Raw genomic sequence first — 24,457 nt, 5'->3', positions numbered from 1 at the left:
TTATATCGAAGATTGGGGTAGATTACAAAGAGGAATAATTAGATATACATTTTAGGCATCGAGTTTTTGGAGGAAGTAGAACGTTTTTTAGGTTTATTTGCTGATTCTGCTTGATCAGAGTTACTTTTTACATCAGAAACACTTTTAGCAGGATTTGATTTTTTCTTCGTTTTTACCTTTTGAGAAGTTGTTTTGCTAACATCTTCTGTTTCTGAGCTGTTTTCAATTGAATGATCGACTGCTGAATCTTCATCTGTTGTTTTTGTTTGTTCGGTATCATTTGAACTATTTAATTCACGGTAAATTTTCATCATAGCTGGCAAATTTTTTACAAGTGGACCATACTGCTGAACCATAGGAGTAACCTGCTGTGCCATCCCTAACATTTTTTGTACATTACCTAGCATTCCGGAAATATTAGATGGATTCATAAGTCCTTGTAATGAGCCGGTAGCTCTTGAAGCACTAGTTGCTGCATTGGCAGCTCCTGTAAATGCTTGTGGATTAACAGCACCGCCTGTAACACCTTGTGAGCTTCCTGGCATTATACGAGAGAGTATGCCTTTTAATCCTCCTCCACCACCTCTTGAAGCTACTTGTTGACCAATTTGCTGGCCACCACCCATAAATGAGCGCTGAAATGGTTGTTGACTTATAGGGAATTGACCCTGTTGTGGGAGAAAACCTCTAGAATTCATAGGAGGCATAGGTCTTTGTTGAAACATGTAAATCCTCCTTTCAAAGTACATATACCTAACATAGACTATGCATTCTAACAGCTAATGGTTCTTCTTTACCTTTACGCTATTTTTAAGCTTAGTGTGATTGAAGATTAGGGTTAATGTATGAAGCTCAAAAATAAAGAAGATTGTTTAGCTCGGTTTAACTCTAAGGCTATGTTAAAGGTTAATGTTGATTTTTAGCACTTTGTTAATTGGAGGTGAATATATGAGACTCCTGCTTAGAGAAGCGTGTCAAAGGAAGACCACACAGGCGCGCAGCTTACGAGGAGGCTCTCGGGAAAGCGAATGCCTGTAACGGAAATCAACAACAAAGTTTAACAGAGCCTACTTTAAAAGAATGAAGGTATACGTTAGAACTGGTAAAATCTAGTTTGAGTTTTTCAGTGTATCGGTTATAATGTAATGATGGATTGATAAGGTACACTTGGGAAAAAAAGGTGATTCTTATCTTAAAGGAGATGAAACGGATGGAGTCTACAAAATTCGAACGGTTTGCATTAAAGCCGTTTATAATAGAAGCATTAAAAAAGGAATTGAAATTCTCGGAACCAACTGAAATACAGGAGAGAGTGATTCCGTCAATTTTAAATGGAGAAAGTGTTATTGGGCAATCTCAAACAGGTACTGGTAAAACACATGCTTACTTGCTTCCACTACTCAATAAAATTGATACTGAGAAAAAAGAAGTTCAACTTGTTATTACAGCCCCAACTAGAGAACTGGCCCTTCAAATTTATAATGAAGTAAATAAAGTTATTCCTTTTTCAACTGAGGAGATAACATCTAAATGTTTTATTGGTGGAACTGATAAGCAGCGTACTATAGAAAAATTAAGAAACCAGCCACAAATTGTTGTTGGTACACCTGGTAGAATCAAGGATTTAGTTCAAGAAAATGCTCTTATTATCAATAAAGTAAAAGCCCTTGTTGTCGATGAAGCAGATTTAATGCTTGATATGGGATTTATTAAAGAAGTTGATATGGTTGCTGGTCAAATGCCAGAGAATCTGCAAATACTCGTATTCTCTGCAACAATTCCAGAAAAATTAAAGCCTTTCTTGAAAAAATACTTAGCAAATCCACGTTTTACACATGTTGCTCCTAAACAAGCAACAGCTGCTAAAATAGAACATGTTCTAGTACCTACCAGACATCGAGATAAAATGAAGCTAGTTCACGATATTCTTGTATCATTTAATCCGTTTGTAGCGATTGTCTTTACAAACACGAAGAAAAAAGCCGATGAAGTTGCCGATTATTTATTAGAAAAAGGCTTAAAGGTAGGACGTATTCATGGAGATTTATCTCCACGTGATCGTAAAAAGATGATGAAACAGATAAATGATTTGGAATTTCAATATGTTGTTGCTACAGATTTAGCAGCTCGTGGAATTGATATAAAAGGTGTAAGTCATATCATTAACTATGAAATTCCAACAACAGAACTCGATTTCTACATCCATCGTGTTGGTCGAACAGCACGTGCTGGTAGTTCAGGAATTGCAGTAACGCTTTTTGAAACTTCTGATGAAGATGCTTTAAATAAATTAGAAAAATTAGGTGTTGAATTTGTTAATAAAGATCTTGTCGGTGGGGAATGGAGAGATCTTGAAGATCGCAAACGACGTCAAAATCGAAAAAGAGTAACAGATGAAGCAGATGCTTTGGCGAAAAGTATTGTGCAAAAACCTAAAAAAGTAAAACCGGGCTATAAAAAGAAAATGGGCCGTGAAATGGAACAAATTAAAAAAAGAAAAAGAAGACTTGATCGAAAAGGTAAGTAAGTATAGGGGGAAGAGTTATGCTTAAAATAGGATCACATGTTTCCATGAGTGGGAAGAAAATGCTATTAGCCTCTAGTGAGGAAGCTGTCTCTTATGGATCAAATACGTTTATGATTTACACTGGTGCACCTCAAAACACGAGAAGAAAGAAGATTGAAGATCTAAACATTGAAGCAGGACAAGCTCATATGAAGGAAAATGGAATAGAGGAAATTATTGTACATGCTCCTTATATTATAAATATAGGGAATTCAACAAATCCTGCAACATTTCAATTAGGAATTGATTTCCTCCGTTCAGAAATTGAGCGTACACATGCTTTAGGGGCAAAACAAATTGTTTTACATCCTGGTGCCCATGTTGGTGCCGGAGCTGATGTTGGTATTCAGAAAATTATTGAAGGCTTAAATGAAGTTCTTGAACAAAACCAAGAGGTTCAAATAGCGTTAGAAACAATGGCTGGTAAAGGCTCTGAATGTGGTCGGTCATTTGATGAATTAGCCAAAATTATTGATGGAGTTACACATAATCAGCATCTATCGATATGCTTTGACACGTGTCATACACATGATGCTGGATATGATATTGTAAATAGCTTTGATGATGTATTAAAAGAGTTTGACTCAATTATTGGAATCGATCGTCTAAAGGTACTTCATATCAATGATAGTAAGAATCCAATGGGTGCTAGTAAGGATCGTCATGAAAATATTGGATTTGGACATATTGGTTTTGAAGCACTAAACTCAATTATTCACCATCCGGCTCTAATGGATGTTCCTAAAATACTTGAAACACCATTTGTTGGTGAAGATAAAAAAAATAAGAAAGCTCCATATAAATATGAAATTAACATGTTTAAAGAAAAAACATTTGATGAAGGTTTATTGGAGAAGATTGCTAATCAATAATAAAAAGGTAAAGTCAGTTCTTAACAGGAACTGACTTTTATTTTTGATGAAACGATAAGTAGTTGTAGAAAATATCTTAATCCTAATTTGTGAACTTTTGGAAAATCTGGTTAACTTGTTGAGCTGTTTGTGGAGATGTAATCTTTGCAATTTGTGTTAATAGCTGTTTTCTTTCATTAACATTGAATATATTAATATTTTTCCCATTCATCGACTTCACGACTTGAGCTGCTTGAGTTTTATCTATAGTAACATTAAACTGTTTGGCATATTGCATAAGTTCCTCTACTGATATATTGTTGAGCTTCTGATTAATTATTTTTTGAAATAACACCATTATCAAACCTCCTCTCACACAATGTATGGCAGTTTCTTTGATAAGGTGCAGATTTTATTACTAAATTTTTTCTTTACATTATATGAAGAAGTGAGTATAATTTTTATGTTATAAGTTAGTTGTTATTTATAAACATTAAATCGGAACGATTCTTAATTTGTAGGAGATGAAGTTCAATGAAGCAACCTGTTATTGAGATAAATAATCTTAATTTCACATATGAACGTACAAAAGTGTTAGAAAATATTAATCTAACTGTAGAACAAGGAAGCTTTTTAGGGTTGGTTGGTCCAAATGGATCTGGAAAAACAACATTGTTGAAATGTTTATTAGGTCTATTAAAGCCACAGAATGGCGAGGTCAAGCTGTTTGGTCAACCAATTCAAAAATTTAAAAACTGGCATGAAGTAGGGTTTGTTTCGCAAAAAGCAAATAGCTTCAATACTGGATTTCCAGCTTCAGTTTTTGAGGTTGTTTCAAGTGGATTAACTTCTAAGCTTGGTTTATTTACATTTTTGGGAAAGAAGGATCGTCAAACAGTACTTAATGCCATTGAAGCTGTTGGGTTAAAGGAATTTACAAAACGTAATATTGGAGAGCTCTCCGGTGGTCAACAGCAAAGAGCCTTTATTGCAAGAGCGATAGTAAGTGAGCCCAAATTACTAATTTTAGATGAACCAACTGTAGGTGTGGATGCACAAACTGTTCAAAACTTTTATGAAATGCTAATGAAGCTAAATAGACAAATGGGGATTACTTTGATTTTAGTTACACATGATGTTGGAACGATAACAGATAAAGTGACTCATGTTGCTTGTATTAATAAGCATCTTCATTTTCATGGCAAATCAGAAGAATTTGAATCACTTAAAGAAAATGAAATGTCAGATTTTTATGGCCACTCTGTACACGTGTTAACACACTCCCATTAATGGAGGATATGAAAAATGTTTAGCAGTCTTTTTGAATATGAATTTTTACAAAATGCATTTATGTCAGGGTTATTAATAGGTCTAATTGCACCACTTCTTGGTGTTTATGTGGTTGTTAGAAGAATGTCATTAATAGCTGACGCCCTTAGCCATGTAACACTAGCTGGAATTGCAGCAAGCTTACTTTTAGAAAAAAAGTTCACAGCATTTGCAGGGTTAAATCCAATTTATCTTGGTATGGGCTTTTCCGTAGCAGGTTCATTACTTGTAGAAAAATTACGAGCGGTTTATAAGCATTATCAAGAACTAGCGATTCCGATTATTTTATCAAGTGGAGTAGGAATTAGTGTTATTTTTATTTCTCTTGCAGATGGATTTAATACAGATTTATTTAGTTATTTATTTGGAAGTATTAGTGCAGTAAGTCGCACTGATTTGTATGTAATTATTGCTGTATCTGTTATTGTTATTGCAATTATTTTCCTTTTATATAAAGAGCTGTTTCTTTTATCGTTTGATGAAGAGCATGCTACAGCATCAGGTATAAATGCAAAGTGGATTCATTTTATTTTTATCTTACTAGTGGCATTAGTTATTGCTAGTTCTATGAGAATTGTTGGTATTTTACTTGTATCATCATTAATGACTTTACCGGTTGCTGCTAGTATTAGAATTGCAAAGGGCTTTAAGCAGACAATCTTCTTTTCTGTACTATTTGGTGAAATATCTGTTATTATTGGATTATTCCTATCCTATTATTTAGATTTAGCACCAGGGGGAACAATTGTCATATTATCCGTATTAATCTTAGTTATAACAATTTTATGGACTAAATTTACAAAGGGGAAAGTTTCATGAATGTTCAAGAAGCTCTCGACTTACTGAAAGAAAAAGGCTATAAATATACAAGTAAAAGAGAAGAAATGTTGCAGTTATTTGCAGATTTTGATAAATATCTAACAGCAAAAGATGTTTTGGAATCATTAAAAGATGATTACCCTGGATTAAGCTTTGATACGATTTATCGAAACTTATCTCTATTTGCTGACTTAGGCATTTTTGAAATGACAGAATTATCCGGAGAAAAACATTTTAGATTTACTTGTGATTCAAAGCATCATCATCATCATTTTATTTGTCTTAAATGTGGTAAAACTAAAGAAATTCCTGGTTGTCCGATGTCACAATTACAAGGAAACTTATCAGGTTATGATATAAGTGGCCATAAGTTTGAAGTGTATGGTAAATGTCCGCAATGTCATTAAGAATATGTATGTGGTACAGAATATGAAAAGGGCTCTGACTTGTGTCAGAGCCTTTTATCCTTTATAAAACCTTTACTTCATACCATTGATTTACCCAACTTTTCGCTTCTAACCAGTTATTAACACGAATAACATCCTTGGGAATTGGGTCTTGATTGTACGGTGTATTAAACAAGATAACAGGAATATTATGCTCTTCACTAATCATACATGCGTTATCATGCTTGTCTTCAAAAAAGATAGATATGTTGTTATTTTTAACAGCTTCAAGCTTATTATGAGTTCCGATTAATTCAATGTGATGGTAATAAAGATCTTTGTCTTTAAACCAATTGTAAGTTATATCCTCTAAATGTTTTCTCCTTGCACTAATAAATAGAAGCTTATGTTGATCTTTCCATTCATCAAGTACAATTTTAGCATGATGTGCGAGTGGTGCTTCCTTGTAAATTATAGGTTCAAATTCATCCATCCATTTCCAAAAATCAGCTTCAGTAATATTTAAGATCTTTGTTAGGTCATATTGTTTTAAATCATGATATGTTAGTGATTGATTAAATGATTTATTTAAATAAGGCACAAAAGTTTGTGGATCAGTTACAGTCCCATCAATGTCTATTCCAAGTCGCAACATAAGTAAGTCTCTCCTTTAATTAAATCCTAGTACATAGTGTACCATAATGCCTTTTTAAACGAACAGAAAAGTTTTACAGTTATAGTTCTTTACTTATAGCTCATAATAATAAATGCTCCTTTACATTAGAAAGGAAGGGATCTTAATGGCAGACGAAAATAAGTTCACTGAAAAAGAACGTGATCGTTTTGATGACCCTAATTACAAGGGATTTACGCCACTAGATCGTGAAATTGAAACAGATTATGAAACAGAATCAGCTGCAGAAATCGCGGCTCCAATTAATATGAGAAATGAATATGCTGATGTTAACACAGAGGCAGATGAAGTGGCAGGAGAAGGTAGAGGAATGGGCTTTTTAGCTCTAGCTTTATCGATTATCTCATTATTTATTTTACCTGTAATTTTAGGAGCAGCAGGTATAATTGTTGGCTTTATTGCAAGAAGAAGGGGAGCAACTGGTACTGGTGCATGGGCAATAGGTATTGGTGCTGTGTCAATTATCCTTGGAATTTTTATCACACCATTCTTTTAAATGGTAGGAGTTAAATGAAAGGGATTGACCAATTACTGGTCAATCCCTCATTTTTGGTATATTCCTTAGAGGAGGATGATTGGTATGAAAGAAAAGAAGGCAATAGATACTCATAATGGAATAAAAGAAACCATTTTTGAAAAAGAAGCTACTGAGGCAAATATGGCCATTCAAAATCAATTCTATGGAGAAAAACATCTAGAAGATGATATTGATACTTCTTTATCAATGAATAGTAATATAGGGGCAGTACTTCTTCCAGAGGAACATGAAGAAGAATAGTGTAGTGTAGAGTGTAATACAAAAAGGGAATCGGTTAAACCGATTCCCTTTTTGATGATTTTTTATGAATTTAGTTTCTCTTTTTCAGCTGCTTGTTTTGCATAATGTTCTTCAGCAATTTTATCAATTTCTTTTTTAAGTTCTTCTACCATTGTTTCTTCAGGTACTTTACGAACGATTTGACCTTTTCTGAATAATAGCCCCTCACCGCGTGCTCCTGCAATACCAATGTCAGCTTCACGTGCTTCTCCTGGTCCATTAACTGCACAACCTAACACAGCAACTTTAATAGGAGCTTTAATTTTTGAAATATATTCTTCTACCTCATTTGCAATGCTAATTAAATCAATTTCGATTCTTCCACATGTAGGACAAGAAATCAAAGTAGCTGCATTAGCCGCTAAACCAAAAGACTTCAATAATTCTCTAGCCACTTTTACTTCCTCGACTGGATCGGCGCTTAAAGAAATACGTAAAGTGTTACCAATTCCTTTGTTTAAGATAACTCCTAATCCAGCAGCACTTTTTACAGTACCTGCAAACAATGTACCTGACTCAGTAATACCTAAGTGTAAAGGATAATCAAAAGCTCTAGCTGCTTTTTCATAAGCTTCGACTGCTAAATTAACGTCAGATGCTTTCATTGAAACGATAATATCATGGAAATCCAGATCTTCTAGAATTTTTATATGATGAAGTGCACTTTCAACCATTCCATCAGCTGTTGGATAGCCATACTTCTCTAAAATTCTTTTTTCAAGTGAACCAGCGTTAACACCGATTCTAATCGGAATTTTACGTTCTTTGGCAGCTTTAACAACTGCCTCAACCTTTTCTTTTCTCCCAATATTACCTGGATTAATTCTGATTTTATCTGCTCCACCTTCAATTGCTTTTAGAGCAAGCTTATAATCAAAATGAATATCGACCACTAGTGGAATATTAATACGTTTTTTTATATCTGCAATAGCATTTGCTGCACGTTCATCAGGACATGCTACACGAACAATTTGGCAGCCAGCTTCTTCTAATCTGTTTATTTCAGCAACAGTAGCTTCGACATCATGTGTTTTTGTTGTCGTCATACTTTGTATAATAACTTCATTATTTCCACCAATTGTTAAGCTTCCCACTTTTACTGGACGGGTTTTTGTACGATGTATGATTTCACTCACGTGTAAATCGCTCCTTAAAAATAAGTTTATTGCTTTTTGAAACTATAAAAATGAAATGAACTTTAAACATGCTTTGAAATTTGTACTCCAAAACTCATTTTACAGGGAGGCTTACTAAAAGACAAGGAACAACTATTGTTTATAATCTGGAAAGCGATATATTTTTCCGGTTATGATTGAGTTTGCTTTTACATTAGAATTAAGCTCTTCAAAATCCTTGCTTATTTGTTCAATAGATGCAGGCAACATATTGTGATGTTTTTCAATTATTGTTAAGACTGTGTCACCTTGTTGCACCTTCTGCTCAAAATAATCGATATTTGTGCTTACGGATGTTGATGTGTTAATAACAGGAATTGTTTTGTTATCTGAAGCAGCTTGGCTGACTGCAGGAAGAGTACCAAATTGAAAGTCATAGTAAATGATATAACAAAGAAATAGACCAATTAATAAAAGGGAAAGTCGCTTCAAGATAATTTCCTCCAATTTCTTTTAATAAACTACTATATTCTATGCTTGTCCTAATAAAATATGTCAGGGGAAAGCTGAATTTTATTAATTAGAGGGTGTATTTAATAAGCTTCACAAGAATTTTAACAGTAGATACAAAAAGTATGAGGGAAGATTTAACATGAAGAGTGAAAAGGGATTCAAGAAAAGAATATGAAAATAATTAGATAAAAAGACACGATCACTTTTGAGTCGAAATTATTAAAAGGTAATAAACAAAAAACCTTGGAAGTTTTATTCCAAGGTTTTGGTTTGTGGCTTATCAGTATTAATTGGTTTTTTTGACTGTGGTATCTCTTTAAATACTAGATATAGTACAATCACATGAACAAACCAATTTATAATAAATCCATTTGGAACAGATACTTGTAGGCTATCCATAATAACAAAGAAGATTGTAGCCAATGTAATTGAATAAGCAGCTAGCACCCATATTTGTTTAAAATTCAATTTACGATTTAAGCTATTTTTAAAGACTAATCCAAATAAAGCTAAAAAAGTGATTTCTAAGAATTTAACAAATGCTCCAAATAGGTACATAATAACGAATAGGATGGAGATTATTATAGGCAATAGATCATTAAATTGACTTGAAACCTCAATCAAGTCTTCACTAGTTAAAGACATGTTCATTAAATTATATTCATATGTCTGCGCTTGCCCGTTTGCTGCAAAAACAAATCGGTCATCTAAAATACCAATTGCATTTTGCTTTGCTTCAAGCTCATCAACACCAAAAGCTCCTGTATCATCTAAGATAATAATAAAATTATCTTTTCTAATTTCTACTGGCGCATCAGTGTCTGCACTTAATTTGCCATCTTCAATTGAAAATGAGGGTAAATCATTTCGTAAAGTTTCATCAAAACCTTTTAAGCCGTCTACTAATCCATTTGTAAAATGAAAAGCTGTTGGTATTGTACTTAGTAAAGCTAGAAGAAAAACAAAAAGAATTGTTTTACCTATTCCTTGAAAACGAAATGTAGAGATCGTTTTAGGTGAGTATATGCTTGAGAAAAGCTGTTTAAATACATTCATCTGCTTAAAGACACATCCTTCTTTTTTATACGACTTTATTTTATATGTGATGTGATGAGATTACAAGGAAAGTTATAATAAACAAATTATCGACTTAATGAAAGCGTTTTAATAATTTTTCGTAAATTTTTTGTAAATATTTTATCGAAATACCTTTACAAAAAATCAATATTTCGTTAATAATTGAAAGGGTTGTAGATGTTTGTCGAAAAAAAGAAGAAGAATGAGGGGTTGAAAATTTTGGAACTTGATATCCAAAAGATGATATTTGAATTCATCGGTGGTCTTGGGATATTTCTTTTTGGGATTAAATACATGGGCGATGGACTCCAACGCTCAGCGGGTGATAAACTTAGAGATATATTAGATAAGTTTACAACGAATCCTATAATGGGTGTATTAGCGGGTATAATTGTAACTATTTTAATCCAATCTAGCAGCGGAACAACAGTTATAACTGTAGGTTTAGTAAGTGCTGGGTTTATGTCACTTAGACAAGCTATTGGTGTCATCATGGGAGCAAATATAGGAACAACCGTTACAGCCTTCATTATAGGGATAAAAATATCAGATTATGCCCTACCAATTATTGCTGTTGGTGCAGTACTATTGTTTTTCTTTAAAAATAAACGAATACATAATTTTGGGCAAATTGTATTTGGATTCGGAGCTTTATTCTTTGGACTTGAGTTAATGGGTGGAGGAATGAAACCACTACGTAGCTTACAAGAGTTTCATGATTTAACTCTTAGTATGAGTGAAAATCCTTTACTTGGAGTTCTAGTAGGAACCATTTTCACCGTCATTGTCCAAAGCTCAAGTGCGACAATAGGGATACTCCAAGAGCTATTTGGACAGGGTCTTATGGATATTCGTGCAGCTTTACCTGTATTATTTGGTGACAATATCGGTACAACAATTACAGCTGTATTAGCATCTATTGGAGCGTCAGTTGCTGCAAGACGTGCCGCATTAACACACGTAATTTTCAACCTACTAGGTACAGGGATATTTTTAATATTCTTACCTTTATTTACTAACTTCGTTCAGTTTTTGCAAGACGCTATGAATTTAAATCCAGAAATGACGATTGCGTTTGCTCATGGATCATTTAATTTAACAAATACAATTATACAATTACCATTAATTGGATTACTCGCTTGGATTGTTACAAAATTAATACCAGGTGATGATTCTATGATTGAATACAAACCAAAACATCTAGATCCAATTTTTATTGAACAATCATCTTCAATTGCTTTAGGACAAGCAAAAGAAGAAGTGCTAAGAATGGGTAAATTTGCGATTATCGGTTTAGAAGCTTCTAGTGAATATCAAAAAACATTTTCTCAAAAAAATGCAGACACTGCTATGCAACTTGAAGATGCAATTAATAATCTGGATCGTAAAATAACAGATTATCTAATACTGATTTCGAGAAGCGAGATGTCTTCAACAGAATCTGAAGAACATAGTATGTTAATGGATACTGTTAGAGATATCGAGCGTATAGGTGATCATTTTGAAAATGTTGTTGAATTAGTTGGATTCCAAATAACAAACAAAGTTAAGCTAACAGATTCAGCTAAAAAAGATTTAGAGGAAATGTTTGATTTGACAATCCAAACATTAAAAGATGCACTAACCGCTTTAGATGATAAAGACACAGCATTGGCTATGAAGGTACTTAAATCTGAAGAACAAATTGATAAGATGGAACGTACTTTGAGAAAGAAACATATCCTAAGAATCAATGAAGGTGCATGCACTGGTTCAGCTGGAATTGTGTTTGTCGATATTATTAGTAACTTAGAGCGCATTGGAGATCACTCAGTTAATCTTGCTGAAGCTGTTTTAGGACATAGAGACTAAAAACTAAATAAAATATAAATGAAAAGCAAGGGGTAATCCCTTGCTTTTTTATTGTGTCAGGGCTTTTAGCTATCTAATAAGTAACATCACTTCTCGGGTAGATATACCTAAAAAAGCGATTTCAGAAGCAGAATCTTAGTTCTGTGTACTTTAACTAATTAAATAAATATGTAGCATAAATTGGTAAAAATTTATTTAGCAAATAAGTAGTATGACTTATTGACGACCTTCCTATTCTTAACATTGGCTTAACATTCCAATGATATAATTAGTCGAATTTACTCGAGATAGGGAGGTTTTGGCTTGGAACAGAAAAGGACGAAATCCTTAAAAAAGTTAGCAATACATAAGAAAAAAACTAAACAAGAAAAGCATGAAATGATAAAGAACACAAAAATGGAGGATCCTCCAGCACAGAATCGTAGTTTAGATAAATGGTATGTAAAATTCAGCCTAAAAAATCGTTTATTGCTATTATTTATTTTCTTATTATTTGTCTCAATTATTACAGTAGGAATTAGCTCCTACCTGAAGGCAAAAGATACTACAATTGAGACGATCGAAAATCGTATAAGTCGTGAATCAGAAGTTATGGCTTATGTCGCAAAAAATTTGAAATTCTTATATGTGAGTGATGATTTATATTTTATGCAGCAATTAGAGATTAGTGTTCGTGATCAACAAAAACAATTAACAAAGGACAAAATACAATCACAAATGTTTTATTTTGTAGACGATGAAATAAAACCATTTCAGGTAAGTAATAAATCGAACATCACTTTCAATGAATCGTTTAAAGAGAAAATTACTAATGGGGAAAATGAGGTTTTCCATCATACAATTAAAGGTGAAGACTATACAATATCAGTTATAAAAATGCCAGAGGTTAATGGTAAATACATTTTAGTCGTTCCAACCAATTCTTATCTAGGGCCAGTAAATGATATGGCGCAATTTATGATCCTTGTAGTAGTTGTGAGTTTGGTTATCTCAACGATTCTTTTAATTCTTTTTGTTCGTAGTCTAACGAACCCTTTAAACGAACTTAGATATGTTATGACAGAGGTCCGTGAGGGTAATTTAAATAAAAAAGCCTTAATTAATACCACAATTCCTGAGCTTCAATCTTTGAAAGTAAGCTTTAATATGATGATTGAACAAATGAGGGTTGTTATTAATGAAATCAATGAAACAACAACAGAGCTTGAATGCACAGGTGAAAAATTGAGTGATTCTTCAGAAAATGCGCTTTCGTATAGTCGTCATTTAATTGAAGCAATTAATGTTGTAAAGCTTGGAGCGGAGCAGACGGTGAGTAGCTCAGAGAGAAGTGTAACCGGTTTTCAATCAATAAAACAAAAAATCGAACTGTTGATTTCTGGAATGAATACTGTTTTTCAGAGCTCTGAAGATATGAATTCATCCGCTAAACGTGGAGAAAAGAACAACATGCACTTAATTAATACCATCCATAGCTTTGAGCAGGATTTCGAGCATATGACCACAACAATACAACAGGTAAGGAATCACTCTTCTTCAATAACTAGCCTTGTAGGATTAATAAAAGGTGTCGCAGATCAAACAAAGTTATTAGCACTTAATGCAACAATCGAAGCTGCCAGAGCAGGAGAAGCAGGCAAAGGATTTGCTGTTGTAGCAGACGAGGTAAAGAAACTAGCAGACCAATCTTCTTCTGCTACTGTAGATATTTCAAAATCAATTTCTGAAATGGAAGAAGTAACGATTCGTGCTACTAAAGAATTTGGAGATATGTTAATGAAAATAAGACATAATCTAGAAACTGCAAATGATTCAAAAGCATCCTTTGATGAACTAATGATAGAAATTGATACCGTAAGTAAGAAGCTTCAAGGCATGCAAGGAGAGCTTCAAGGCTTAAAATTGGTACTTCCAGACTTAGAGGAAGGAACTTTAAGCTTTGCATCAATCTCACAAGAAACACTAGCTAGTACAGAACAAATGCTTTCAACAAGTGATAACCAAATACATCAGATGGAAAGCACGCATGAAATTGGCTTACAATTAAAAGGACTATCCAATTCATTATCTAACATATCAAAGCAATTCAAATTAGATTAAAAATTTTGTGAAGGATGGTTTCTTACTTACTATTCTCTAGTAAATATTTTAGTTTGCATATTAATCTTTTTTTTGTGAAAACTGTTATTCGTGATGTAGTTCATATTAATTGAAAGTATAGGACTATTTTGGTAACCTTAGAATTGAGAAGCTTAAGATAGGCTTTTTAACAATAGGTACATATTTTAAGGAGGAATAAACAATGGCTTATGAATTACCACAATTACCTTATGCGTATGATGCACTAGAACCACATATTGACAAAGAAACAATGAATATTCATCACACAAAACACCACAACACTTACATCTCAAATGTAAATGCTGCTCTAGAAGGAAATGCTGATCTAGCAGCTAAAAGTGTAGAAGAATTAGTTTCTAACTTAGATGCTGTTCCAGAATCTATCCGTACAGCAGTACGCAATAACGGTGGTGGACATGCAAACCATAGCTTATTCTGGTCAATACTATCTCCTAATGGTGGCGGTAATCCAACAGGTGAACTTGGCGAAGCAATTAACTCTAAATTTGGTAGCTATGATAGCTTCAAAGAAGAGTTTGCAAAAGCTGCAACAACTCGTTTCGGTTCTGGCTGGGCTTGGTTAGTTGTGAACAATGGTGAGCTAGAAGTAACTAGCACTCCAAACCAAGATTCTCCATTAATGGAAGGTAAAACACCAATCCTAGGCTTAGATGTTTGGGAGCATGCATATTACCTAAACTACCAAAATCGTCGTCCTGATTACATTGCTTCTTTCTGGAATGTAGTAAACTGGGATGAAGTTTCTAAACGTTATAGCGCTGGGAAATAATAAAAAATAATAAACATAAAGAAAAGGACTAACATTCACTTGTTAGTCCTTTTCTTTATGTCCATTATACTGACTAATTCCATTATAAATACATAACTACACATCGATAAGACAAACTATGTAATAGAAGTTGAAGGGGAGTATTTTTAATGTCAAAAATGAAAAAGATTATTGGTGATGTAGATGTAAGTAAGGATTTAATCTTATTATTAGTGATTGGTGGATTGTATTCATTAAGTATTGCTCTTTCCAATACATTTGTTAACGTTTACTTATGGAAGCAATCTGGAGAATTCATTGACTTAGCTATATACAATTTATCAATCGTGGTTATGCAGCCACTTACCTTTATTTTTGCGGGAAGACTTGCCAAGAAAGTTGATCGAGTGATTGTATTACGACTTGGTGTTATTTTTTTAGCTATATTTTTCTTAATTGTCCTAATGATAGGAGGATCTGCTTCTAAATTCCTTATCTTATTAGGTGGAACATTAGGTATAGGATACGGTTTTTATTGGTTAGCATTTAATGTTTTAACATTTGAAATTACTGAACCTGAAACGAGAGATTTCTTCAATGGGTTTTTAGGTGTTATGAATTCCACAGCGGGAATGGTTGGACCTATAGTTGCAGGCTTTGCAATCTCAAAATTAAAGAATTTTACTGGTTATACAACTATCTTTACTATTTCTCTCTTACTATTCTCAGGTGCAGTGGTACTGAGTTTTTTTATAAAGAGAAGAAAAGCAGAAGGAGATTATTTATTAAAACGAATTTTTCATGAGCGAAAGAATAATAAGAATTGGAAGCTTATTACAAGAGCGCATTTCTTTCAGGGATTACGTGAGGGGACATTTGTATTTGTAATTGGTGTTTTTGTATTTATTACGACAGGAAGTGAACTTGCGTTAGGAACATTTGGTTTAGTGAATTCCGCAGTAGCTTTCCTAGGGTACTATTTTGCATCTAGAGTGATAAAGAAAACGAAGCGTAAACGTTTCATTTTCTTTGGAGGTACTTTACTATATGCTTCAATATTCTTAATCCTTTTTGATTTAACATATCAGAAACTACTTATATATGCAGCACTTATTGCAATTGGATATCCGATGTTACTTGTTCCGTATATGTCAATAACGTACGATGTTATTGGTAAAGCGTGGAGTGCGGCTAGGGCTAGGATCGAATACATCGTGGTAAAAGAAATCTTTCTGAATATGGGACGAATTCTTTCAGTAGTAGGGTTTATCATTGCTATTTCTTTCTTTGATGAAAAACAAAGTATTCCGATTTTACTGACCATTATTGGTGCTGGTCACTTCGTCATATACTTCTTTGTGCGAAATGTTCAATTAGATGAAAGTGAAAAAAGCATCGAACAGACCGGACGTAAACCAGTATTAAAGGAAAATATTGTTGATGGTGATAATAGTGGTTAATTTGTACTGATGGAATATTGTTTATAGCTTACCTACCTCATGTGGATAGGTTATTGAAGAGTAATCTTTTCCTTTTATGGTTTAAATGTATGAATATGAAGCTTTTTATTCAGCACTAAGGGGCTTGATTAAAGTTTTAATAAACCCTATACCCATTTTAGTGCAAAATATGACAAACTCTATCATGAATTTACAAAACCTTTACATTGTATTAAAACGTTATTAATATTAGAGCGTTATTCTAATACATGTAGGACAAACAAAACAAAAACACTCTTTAGGGGGAAATTGGCAAATGAAAAGCATGAAAAACCTTGCATTACTTTTAGTTATGGGAATTCTAGTAGTATTCGCAGCTGCTTGTGGTGGCGGAGAAACTACTAAAGAAACAAACGCTGGTGACAAAGATGGAGAAGCTACTGAAGAAACAGCATTAGAAGGTAGCGTTGTAATTGATGGATCTGGTACAGTTTATCCTTTCATGGCGAAAATGGCAGAAAATTATATGACTGAGAATGAAGAAGTTTCTGTTGAAGTAAGTCGCGCAGGTACTTCTGCTGGTTTCAAAAAATTCTTAGCTGAAAATGGAACAGATTTTAACGATGCATCTCGTCAAATTAAAGAAGAAGAAACAGCTTTAGCTGATGATTTAGGTATTGAAGTTAAAGAATTCCAAGTTGCTCTTGATGGTTTAACATTCGTAATCAACAAAGATAACGATTGGGCAACTGAAATGACACAAGAAGATGTTGTAAAGATTTTCCTTGCTGAAGGTGGAGTAACAAAATGGTCTGATATTAATCCAGACTGGCCAGCTGAAGAAATCAAGCCAATGGGTCCTAATGAAAATCATGGTACAAATGAATTTATGTTTGAAACAATTATGGAAGAAAAAGATTTCGTTGATACTGTAAACTTACAACAAGAATATTCTACACTTGTAGATCTTGTTTCTAAAGACAAAAATGCTATTGCATTTTTTGGATATGGTTACTATGATAGCAACAAAGAAAAATTAAGCGCAGTTAATGTTGACTTCGGAAAAGGTCCAATTGCTCCAAGCTTAGAAACAATTGGATTAGATGAAGAAGCTGCTTATAGCCCATTCACTCGCCCAGTATTCACATACTTAAACGTTGGATTAGCAAAAGAGAAGCCACAAGTTCTTGATTATGCAATCTTCACAATGAAAAATGCTCAAACTGTAGCTGCTGAAACTGGCTTTGCTCCATTAAAAGATGAAGCAGTTCAAGAATCAATTAGCTATTTAGAAGGATTAAAATAATTAATTATCCTTTCTTAACAGTTAGAAGATGAGAAGTTTAGCTTCTCATCTTCTTATATATGTATTCCTCTATTAATACAATCTACTATAAAATTTCACCTCACATATCGCATGGAGGATGAAAGGGGTTTTCGTTCTTGGATAATAAAGTGAGCGTCCGTGACATGATAGAAAAAAAGAGAAACTCAACAAATTTAAATTCAGTCACAGAAAAGTTTATACCAAAGTTTTTATTAGCAATAGCTACAATTTCAATTCTCACAACTATTGGCATAGTTATTACTCTTTTAACAGAAACAATAAACTTTTTTAGAGATGTTCCATTCTTGGATTTCTACACAGGGATAGAATTAAATCCACTAGGTGATAATGCAGTATTTGGTGTTTTGCCTTTACTTACAGGTACCATTATTTCTACAATTATCGCGATGTTTGTAGCTATACCTATTGGCTTAATGGCTGCTATTTTTCTAAGTGAATATGCTTCCGAAAAAGTGCGTAGAATTTTAAAGCCAATTCTTGAAATTCTTGCGGGTATTCCTACGATCGTTTATGGATTCTTTGCCTTTACTTTTGTAACACCATTATTAAGATCGTTTATTCCAGCACTAGATCCAACTAATATTCTAAGTCCAGGACTTGTTATGGGTATTATGATCATTCCAATGGTAGCATCACTTTCTGAAGATGCTATGAGTTCTGTACCTAATTCAATGCGTGAAGGCGCTCTTGCTCTAGGTTCAACTAAACTTGAGGTAACTTTTAAAATTGTTGTACCAGCTGCTATATCTGGTATTATCGCTTCATTTGTACTAGGTATTTCTCGAGCTATTGGGGAAACAATGATTGTCGCAATTGCAAGTGGTAGTAACAAAAACTTTACTTTTGATATTACACAATCCATGCAAACAATGACTGCTTATATCGTTGAAGTAACTGGTGGAGAGGCTCCTGCCGGCTCAACTATTTATTATAGTTTATACGCTGTTGCAATGACATTATTTGTATTTACACTCATAATGAACCTTATTGCCCAGTATATTTCTCGCAAATATAGGGAGGAGTATTAATTATGAAATATGTAGATGCAGAACAAGTACAAAAGAAGATGGGATCACGTTTGTTTGCAAATAAAGTTGCAAAAGGTCTATTCTTTTTAGCAACTCTGTTTGGACTGGTCGTATTATTAACGTTAATCTACCGCGTATATACAGATAGTATAGGGTGGATTGATTTTCAATTTATAACGAGTAAATTGTCAACAACTGCAGAACGAGCAGGAATCATGGGTGCAATAAGTGGAACCTTATGGTTAATGGTTGTTGTTGCTCCTGTAACAATGTTTCTAGGAGTAGGTACAGCGATTTACCTTGAAGAATATGCGAAAAATGGGAAATTAAAATCCTTTATACAAACGAATATTTCTAACTTAGCTGGTGTTCCTTCAGTTGTATTTGGAATATTAGGATTGACTGTGTTTGTACGTAACTTTGGTTTAGGGAATATTGTTTTAGCCGGTGGTTTGACTATGTCATTATTGGTTCTTCCAATTGTTGTAGTTGCAAGTCAAGAGGCTATTCGTGCAGTCCCTAAATTCCTAAGAGAAGCATCCTACGGTATGGGAGCTACTAAATGGCAAACAATTAAAAATATTGTTTTACCAGCAGCTATACCAGGTATCTCTACAGGCCTTATATTATCTCTTTCAAGAGCAATTGGTGAAACAGCTCCACTAGTTGTAATTGGGATTCCAGCATTGCTAATTCCACTGCCTGATGGCATCTTTGATAAATTTACAGTGTTACCAATGCAAATATACTATTGGACAGTTGACTCTGCCCTTGTAGCTGAATATGCAAACCTTGCTGCTGCTACAATTGTTGTGCTCTTAATAGTATTATTTTTAATGAATTCAATTGCAATTATAATTAGAAATAAGTTTCAAAATAGATTTTAATTTCTTGGGGGTTTTTAAATATGGCAGTTTTATCCGATAGTGAAAAAAAGATTATAACAACTACTGAAAGAGATGAAAAGCCAATGAATAGTAAGAGTATTGTTTATGATACAAAGGATTTAAACTTATGGTATGGTGGTGACCATGCTTTAAAAAACATTAACCTTTCTATTTATGAAAATGAAGTTACTGCAATTATTGGACCTTCTGGTTGTGGGAAATCGACTTTTATTAAAACGTTAAACAGAATGGTTGAATTAATCCCAGTAGTTCGTATATCAGGAGATATTAAATATAGAGAAAAAAATATATTAGATAAAACATATCAAGTAGAAGATCTAAGAACAAAAGTAGGAATGGTTTTCCAGAAACCAAATCCATTCCCTAAATCAATATACGATAATATAGCTTACGGACCTAGAATTCATGGGATTAAAAATAAAGCTATCCTTGATGAAATTGTTGAGAGAAGTTTACGTGGTGCAGCAATTTGGACGGAAGTTAAGGATAGACTAAAAGAAAATGCATATGGTCTATCTGGGGGACAGCAACAGAGATTATGTATTGCTCGTTGTTTAGCAATTGAACCAGATGTAATTTTAATGGATGAACCTACATCTGCCCTTGATCCTATTTCTACACTTAAGATTGAAGAATTGATACAAGACCTAAAACAAACATATAGCATTATTATCGTTACTCATAATATGCAACAAGCAGCTCGTATTTCAGATCGTACAGCTTTCTTCCTAAACGGAGAAGTTATTGAATATACTGATACAGATCGTTTATTCTCAAATCCAAGTGACAAACGTACGGAAGATTACATTACTGGTCGCTTTGGTTAATATTTTATTAAAGTCGTGTTATAAACACGACTTTAATTTTTTTAAATGGTAATATTCTAAGTGATTAATTTGTTAAAGTAGGGAATACAATAGATATATGGATTATGGATAGGGAGGTTATTTATCATGAGTGTTAGAGAAAAATTTGACGTTGACTTAAAAAATCTTAGAGATAAATTAATTGAATTAGGTAGTTTAACTGAGGTTGCTCTAAATAAGTCTATTGACGCTTTAGAGAAACAGAATATAGAATTAGCTCTTCAAATTATTGAAGATGATTACAGAGCAGATGATTTAGATGAGGAAATTAACGATATAGCCATATTATTAATTGCTAAACAACAGCCAGTTGCTACTGATTTAAGGAGAATTATTGTAGCCATTAAAATTGCAAGTGATATTGAGAGAATGGCTGATTTTGCTGTTAATATTGCAAAGTCTACAATAAGAATTGGACAAGAGCCTTTAGTGAAACCAATTAATACTATTAGAAATATGCACAAAATAGCTACTGAGATGCTTTCATTATCAATAAAAGCCTTTAATGAGGAAGATATTGTTTTGGCTAAAAAAGTTGCAGATATGGATGATCAAGTAGATGATCTTTACGGTGAGGGAATGAGAGATATCCTTACTCTAATGAAAACAAAATCTGAGTATTTAGAGCAACTCACTCAATTAGCGTTTGTTTGTCGTTATATTGAAAGAACAGCTGATCACGCGACAAATATATCAGAAAGCATCATGTACCTTGTAAAAGGTCAGAGATACGATTTAAATTCTTGAGTATAGTGATATGATAGTATCACTATAAATAGCTTTTGAACAATACACAATATTTAAAACGACAAAGGCCTCAAATAAACATAAATTTGTTTATTGGGGTCTTTTCTAATTTCATTTTAGAGTTCCTACCATTAAACAAAAAAGTTTTCTAGAGAAGGCTAAAAAGGCTCTGATCATCATTTGGATGATCAGAGCCTTTTTACGTTTTTCCAGCCTCTTTATTCTTTTTTATCTTGTTATAACATCGGCCAATTGTGCGAAAGTCATACCTTTTTTCACTTCAAACGTGCCTAGCTGAACTTTTGTGTGATAATTCTTGCTAATCAGAAATTGATCAAATTCCTTAGAGGATTCAATTATTCCGTTTAACTCTAATGCATCAGATACTTCACTAGTAGTCATACCATCTTTAATAGTGACGTTATAGCTTACTACTTCTTCTTCTTTAGGAGCCTCTTCTTTAGGAGCTTCTTCTTTAGGAGCTTCTTCAGTTTTAGGTTGTTCAACTACTTTTGTGTCTTCTTTTTTATCTGTTGCATTTTTTGTTGCCAAAAATTCTTCATATTCGTCTGTATCAATAGCCATTTTATTATTATTTGTTAAGTATGCTTTAATATCAGCCTCAGTTACTTCCTTCTCTACCTTAGCTGCTGCTTGTTCTTTATCAGATAAAAGGTATGTTCCTCCAAGTACAGAGGTAGAAAGTATCATACCAGCTGCAAATGTGCGAAATCCTGTTTTACTCATGTTAAAACCCTCTCATTTTGTTCAACAATTAGGCGTATTTCTTCAACAGAAGAAGCCTCTGATAATGCAATTGCTTCTAATGACATTCCTTGACGATATTTTGCTAATACTCGGGATGTATTCGATTTATTTTCTTGTTCTTCATAGGAGTCTGTTTCCTCTTTTAATGGAACATCGTTTTGTAGTAGTTCTTCTTCGACGATTCTCATTTTCTTTTTTAGCTTGTATATTTCTTGCATGGCAGATAATTGTAAATGATCAAGCTCTTGCTCTAGTTCCTTTACATTATCTCTTTGAAAATAAGATATACCGATAAGCGCAATGCTTATAATAAATAAAATAATGATCATAATTGTCATTTTTTTCACCTTCTAAAGTATATTTCCCTCTACATTTATAACATAAATTCACTTTATAAAGAAGCAATAATTTAAGGAAATGTAGTTTTTTGACGAATTTCCTTTCAAAATTTAGCCACTGCATAATTTTTTGCCGTGTTAAGATAAAAAGAAGCATGATGGAAGAGGTTGGTCGTATGAATTATAAACAAACTAATAAAGTAGGCTCATATATATTTCGAAATAAACCTTCAGTTTATGTGGATACACTATCTCTTATTTCTTATCCAAATTATTTAGTGTTATCTTGGAGCATTGTGCCATCTACTAAAGTATTGTTAGAAAACATTCTTAAAGAAGAATTTAATGATCTGCTTGTTAAAGTAGTTGTTTATTGTAAAAATGATAGGCAAACGAGTAGTACTGATTTTGTTGTAAATAAAGATGCAGATGCTATCCGCTTATTCAATCTTTCTGAAGGATTATATTATTGTGAATTGATTGCTATTAATTCTCAAAATGTGAGCATTACTGTTAAGAGTTCTAATGAAGTAAAACGATCGCTAAGCCAACTAAATGAAGATTCTCCAAACTATCAATGGTTAGAGGTTGAAGAAAAGGAACATTCTTGGCAATCGAATATTTCAGGGTACACAATTTATGAATAAGCAGTTTAATGATGTTCCTCTTTTTACAGTACTGATATTATCAACAGAATATGGAGAAAATATGATAGGAGGGTTAGGGAGGCATGTTACGGATTTAGTTGAAACCGGTACAAACTTTCATTTAAATTATATAGTTGTTACACTTTCAACAACCGATCATGAAACATACAGTTGTGAAAATGGAATTCATATTTACAGACTGTTACCTTGGCAAAAGAACCCTTCGAACTTTTTAGAATATATAAAGAATGTTAATTTTCGTTTTTCGCAATTTGTTCTTCAAGAACTTCAATATTCATTTGACCTCATTCATGTACATGACTGGCTAACTGGAACAGCTGGCTGTGCACTAAGGAATCATACTGGCATACCATTGGTTACCACCATACATTCTACTGAAAAAGAACGTAAGCTAGGAGACTTCAATTTACTTATTGAAGAAATAACTTCATATGAAAACGAACTAATAAATAAGTCTGACCAAATAATTGTCTGTAGTGAGTATATGAAAAAGTTACTGAAAGCTAAATATGAAGCATCATCAGAAAAAATTGAGATAATTCCAAATGGACTAATTCCTGAAAAATATACATTAACAGATGATACTAACCCATTATTGTCAACTCCATATTTATTGGCGATGGGAAGGTTAGTAACTGAAAAAGGATTTCATCTTTTATTAGAAGCTTTTTCATTAATTTATGAAGAGTTTCCAGAATTTAGTGTTGTTATTGCAGGGGCTGGACCTGCTGAAATGTCATTAAAACAACAGGTTTCTGCTCTAGGTTTAGACGGAAGAGTATTTTTTCCAGGCTACATACATGAACGTGAAAGGAATGTGTATCTTAAATTTTGTGACATGTTAATTATACCTAGCCTTTATGAGCCATTTGGGATTATTGCATTAGAGGGTATGATATACTCAAAACCAATTATTTCATTCGATGTAGGGGGGCTAACGAGCGTCTTAGCACCTAATAGAGGAATAATAGTAAAAAGTACAAAAGTCGAGAAGCTTGCTGAACAATTACGATATTATTTAAATAACCCAGATAAAGCTAATGAAATTGCCGTAAAAGGACATCAAACTATAGCCTCACTGTATCAATGGAATAACCTTATTTTAAAAATTATAAATGTCTATAAAAAAACAGTTAGCTTCCACAGAAATAGTGGAAAATAAAAATATAATAAAATAGATGTGGAATTTGTCGGATTAAAATGATATTATATTAAAGTCTGATTTGTTTTATAGTTTTTTTATGTTTGGAGGGAAAGAAACATGCGTGTGAATATTACATTAGCTTGCACAGATTGTGGCGAACGTAACTATATTTCTAAAAAGAATAAACGTAACAACCCAGATCGTCTTGAGCTTAAAAAATATTGTTCAAGAGATAAAAAAATGACTGTACACCGTGAAACAAAGTAAGCAGTAGGATATTATTCCTACTGTTTTT

At 33.2% G+C, this 24,457-nt stretch carries 27 protein-coding genes; 19 read left to right on the top strand and 8 right to left on the bottom strand.

Annotated elements, in window-relative coordinates:
- Positions 1-38: 38 nt before the first annotated feature.
- A complete protein-coding gene (vrrA, locus tag JOC75_RS13270; protein WP_239589453.1) occupies positions 39-725 on the bottom strand; it encodes a VrrA/YqfQ family protein in 687 nt (228 codons plus the stop codon).
- Positions 726-1,210: 485 nt separating this feature from the next.
- Between vrrA and JOC75_RS13265 the strand changes: the two genes are divergently transcribed.
- Together JOC75_RS13265 and JOC75_RS13260 are read left to right on the top strand one after the other, a co-directional pair.
- Complete coding sequence (locus JOC75_RS13265; protein WP_204954517.1) at positions 1,211-2,527, top strand: DEAD/DEAH box helicase; 1,317 nt, start codon at positions 1,211-1,213, stop codon at positions 2,525-2,527.
- Positions 2,528-2,544: 17 nt separating this feature from the next.
- Positions 2,545-3,438, top strand: coding sequence for a deoxyribonuclease IV (locus tag JOC75_RS13260; protein ID WP_204954516.1), 894 nt, complete (start codon positions 2,545-2,547; stop codon positions 3,436-3,438).
- Between the two features lie 82 nt (positions 3,439-3,520).
- On the opposite strand, the gene JOC75_RS13255 is transcribed toward JOC75_RS13260, so the two are convergent.
- Complete coding sequence (locus JOC75_RS13255; protein WP_204954515.1) at positions 3,521-3,775, bottom strand: DUF2624 domain-containing protein; 255 nt, start codon at positions 3,773-3,775, stop codon at positions 3,521-3,523.
- A gap of 176 nt (positions 3,776-3,951) precedes the next feature.
- Between JOC75_RS13255 and JOC75_RS13250 the strand changes: the two genes are divergently transcribed.
- From JOC75_RS13250 to zur, 3 genes are read left to right on the top strand one after another with little or no spacing between them, the layout of a single operon-like run.
- A complete protein-coding gene (locus JOC75_RS13250) occupies positions 3,952-4,707 on the top strand; it encodes a metal ABC transporter ATP-binding protein (RefSeq protein ID WP_204954514.1) in 756 nt (251 codons plus the stop codon).
- A 15-nt stretch (positions 4,708-4,722) separates the two neighbouring features.
- The gene (locus JOC75_RS13245) at positions 4,723-5,565 is read left to right on the top strand and encodes a metal ABC transporter permease (RefSeq protein ID WP_204954513.1); all 843 of its coding nucleotides are present in this window, start codon (positions 4,723-4,725) and stop codon (positions 5,563-5,565) included.
- Positions 5,562-5,972: a zinc uptake transcriptional repressor Zur gene (zur, locus tag JOC75_RS13240; RefSeq protein WP_146949034.1), complete on the top strand. Its 411-nt coding sequence runs from the start codon at positions 5,562-5,564 to the stop codon at positions 5,970-5,972. The genes JOC75_RS13245 and zur overlap by 4 nt, the downstream gene beginning before the upstream one ends.
- A 61-nt stretch (positions 5,973-6,033) precedes the next feature.
- Here the strand turns inward: zur and JOC75_RS13235 are convergent, their stop codons facing one another.
- Positions 6,034-6,606 (bottom strand): hypothetical protein, encoded by a 573-nt coding sequence (locus tag JOC75_RS13235; protein WP_204954512.1) that lies wholly within the window; start codon positions 6,604-6,606, stop codon positions 6,034-6,036.
- Positions 6,607-6,751: 145 nt separating this feature from the next.
- On the opposite strand from JOC75_RS13235, the gene JOC75_RS13230 reads away from it, so the two are divergent.
- Together JOC75_RS13230 and JOC75_RS13225 are read left to right on the top strand one after the other, a co-directional pair.
- Complete coding sequence (locus tag JOC75_RS13230) at positions 6,752-7,141, top strand: DUF4190 domain-containing protein (protein WP_204954511.1); 390 nt, start codon at positions 6,752-6,754, stop codon at positions 7,139-7,141.
- An 84-nt stretch (positions 7,142-7,225) separates the two neighbouring features.
- A complete protein-coding gene (locus tag JOC75_RS13225; protein ID WP_204954510.1) occupies positions 7,226-7,423 on the top strand; it encodes a hypothetical protein in 198 nt (65 codons plus the stop codon).
- 62 nt (positions 7,424-7,485) lie between these two features.
- Here the strand turns inward: JOC75_RS13225 and ispG are convergent, their stop codons facing one another.
- From ispG to JOC75_RS13210, 3 genes are all read right to left on the bottom strand, one after another.
- Positions 7,486-8,598 carry a flavodoxin-dependent (E)-4-hydroxy-3-methylbut-2-enyl-diphosphate synthase gene (gene ispG, locus JOC75_RS13220; protein WP_204954509.1) on the bottom strand — a complete coding sequence of 371 codons (1,113 nt, stop codon included), beginning with the start codon at positions 8,596-8,598 and terminating at the stop codon, positions 7,486-7,488.
- Between the two features lie 132 nt (positions 8,599-8,730).
- Complete coding sequence (locus tag JOC75_RS13215) at positions 8,731-9,069, bottom strand: hypothetical protein (RefSeq protein ID WP_204954508.1); 339 nt, start codon at positions 9,067-9,069, stop codon at positions 8,731-8,733.
- A 273-nt stretch (positions 9,070-9,342) separates the two neighbouring features.
- Positions 9,343-10,146: a DUF1189 domain-containing protein gene (locus tag JOC75_RS13210; RefSeq protein WP_204954507.1), complete on the bottom strand. Its 804-nt coding sequence runs from the start codon at positions 10,144-10,146 to the stop codon at positions 9,343-9,345.
- 240 nt (positions 10,147-10,386) lie between these two features.
- Here JOC75_RS13210 and JOC75_RS13205 point away from each other — a divergent pair, with 240 nt between their 5' ends.
- The 9 genes from JOC75_RS13205 (at position 10,387) to phoU (ending at position 21,244) form a co-directional block, all read left to right on the top strand.
- On the top strand, positions 10,387-12,018 hold the full coding sequence (locus tag JOC75_RS13205) for a Na/Pi cotransporter family protein (RefSeq protein ID WP_204954506.1): 1,632 nt from the start codon (positions 10,387-10,389) through the stop codon (positions 12,016-12,018).
- A 303-nt stretch (positions 12,019-12,321) separates the two neighbouring features.
- Positions 12,322-14,118, top strand: coding sequence for a methyl-accepting chemotaxis protein (locus tag JOC75_RS13200; protein ID WP_239589452.1), 1,797 nt, complete (start codon positions 12,322-12,324; stop codon positions 14,116-14,118).
- A gap of 202 nt (positions 14,119-14,320) precedes the next feature.
- Complete coding sequence (sodA, locus tag JOC75_RS13195; protein WP_204954505.1) at positions 14,321-14,929, top strand: superoxide dismutase SodA; 609 nt, start codon at positions 14,321-14,323, stop codon at positions 14,927-14,929.
- A gap of 149 nt (positions 14,930-15,078) precedes the next feature.
- Positions 15,079-16,368, top strand: a complete 1,290-nt coding sequence (locus tag JOC75_RS13190) for an MFS transporter (RefSeq protein WP_204954504.1) — start codon at positions 15,079-15,081, stop codon at positions 16,366-16,368.
- A gap of 295 nt (positions 16,369-16,663) precedes the next feature.
- Positions 16,664-17,653 (top strand): PstS family phosphate ABC transporter substrate-binding protein, encoded by a 990-nt coding sequence (locus tag JOC75_RS13185; protein ID WP_204954503.1) that lies wholly within the window; start codon positions 16,664-16,666, stop codon positions 17,651-17,653.
- A gap of 164 nt (positions 17,654-17,817) precedes the next feature.
- Complete coding sequence (gene pstC / locus JOC75_RS13180) at positions 17,818-18,723, top strand: phosphate ABC transporter permease subunit PstC (protein WP_204954584.1); 906 nt, start codon at positions 17,818-17,820, stop codon at positions 18,721-18,723.
- Positions 18,724-18,725: 2 nt separating this feature from the next.
- Complete coding sequence (gene pstA, locus JOC75_RS13175) at positions 18,726-19,610, top strand: phosphate ABC transporter permease PstA (protein ID WP_204954502.1); 885 nt, start codon at positions 18,726-18,728, stop codon at positions 19,608-19,610.
- A gap of 83 nt (positions 19,611-19,693) precedes the next feature.
- Entirely contained in the window at positions 19,694-20,458 is a 765-nt protein-coding gene (gene pstB, locus JOC75_RS13170; protein ID WP_420828036.1) for a phosphate ABC transporter ATP-binding protein PstB, read from the top strand.
- A 126-nt stretch (positions 20,459-20,584) separates the two neighbouring features.
- Positions 20,585-21,244 (top strand): phosphate signaling complex protein PhoU, encoded by a 660-nt coding sequence (phoU, locus tag JOC75_RS13165; RefSeq protein WP_204954500.1) that lies wholly within the window; start codon positions 20,585-20,587, stop codon positions 21,242-21,244.
- Between the two features lie 228 nt (positions 21,245-21,472).
- On the opposite strand, the gene JOC75_RS13160 is transcribed toward phoU, so the two are convergent.
- Complete coding sequence (locus JOC75_RS13160) at positions 21,473-21,991, bottom strand: endolytic transglycosylase MltG (RefSeq protein WP_204954499.1); 519 nt, start codon at positions 21,989-21,991, stop codon at positions 21,473-21,475.
- Positions 21,988-22,350, bottom strand: a complete 363-nt coding sequence (locus tag JOC75_RS13155) for a hypothetical protein (RefSeq protein WP_204954498.1) — start codon at positions 22,348-22,350, stop codon at positions 21,988-21,990. The genes JOC75_RS13160 and JOC75_RS13155 overlap by 4 nt, the downstream gene beginning before the upstream one ends.
- 176 nt (positions 22,351-22,526) lie before the next feature.
- Here JOC75_RS13155 and JOC75_RS13150 point away from each other — a divergent pair, with 176 nt between their 5' ends.
- The 3 genes from JOC75_RS13150 (at position 22,527) to rpmG (ending at position 24,429) form a co-directional block, all read left to right on the top strand.
- Entirely contained in the window at positions 22,527-22,997 is a 471-nt protein-coding gene (locus JOC75_RS13150; protein ID WP_204954497.1) for a hypothetical protein, read from the top strand.
- Positions 22,990-24,180, top strand: coding sequence for a glycosyltransferase family 4 protein (locus tag JOC75_RS13145; protein WP_204954496.1), 1,191 nt, complete (start codon positions 22,990-22,992; stop codon positions 24,178-24,180). Before JOC75_RS13150 ends, JOC75_RS13145 begins: the two co-directional genes overlap by 8 nt.
- Positions 24,181-24,279: 99 nt before the next feature.
- Complete coding sequence (gene rpmG / locus JOC75_RS13140; protein WP_146946449.1) at positions 24,280-24,429, top strand: 50S ribosomal protein L33; 150 nt, start codon at positions 24,280-24,282, stop codon at positions 24,427-24,429.
- The last annotated feature ends 28 nt before the right edge of the window (positions 24,430-24,457 follow it).

The organism is Metabacillus crassostreae, assembly GCF_016908395.1.
In the GTDB taxonomy this organism is placed as follows: Bacteria; Bacillota; Bacilli; order Bacillales; family Bacillaceae; genus Metabacillus; species Metabacillus crassostreae.
The sequence above is the reverse complement of the archived record's forward strand: the minus strand, read 5'-3'. Positions and strand labels throughout refer to the sequence as shown.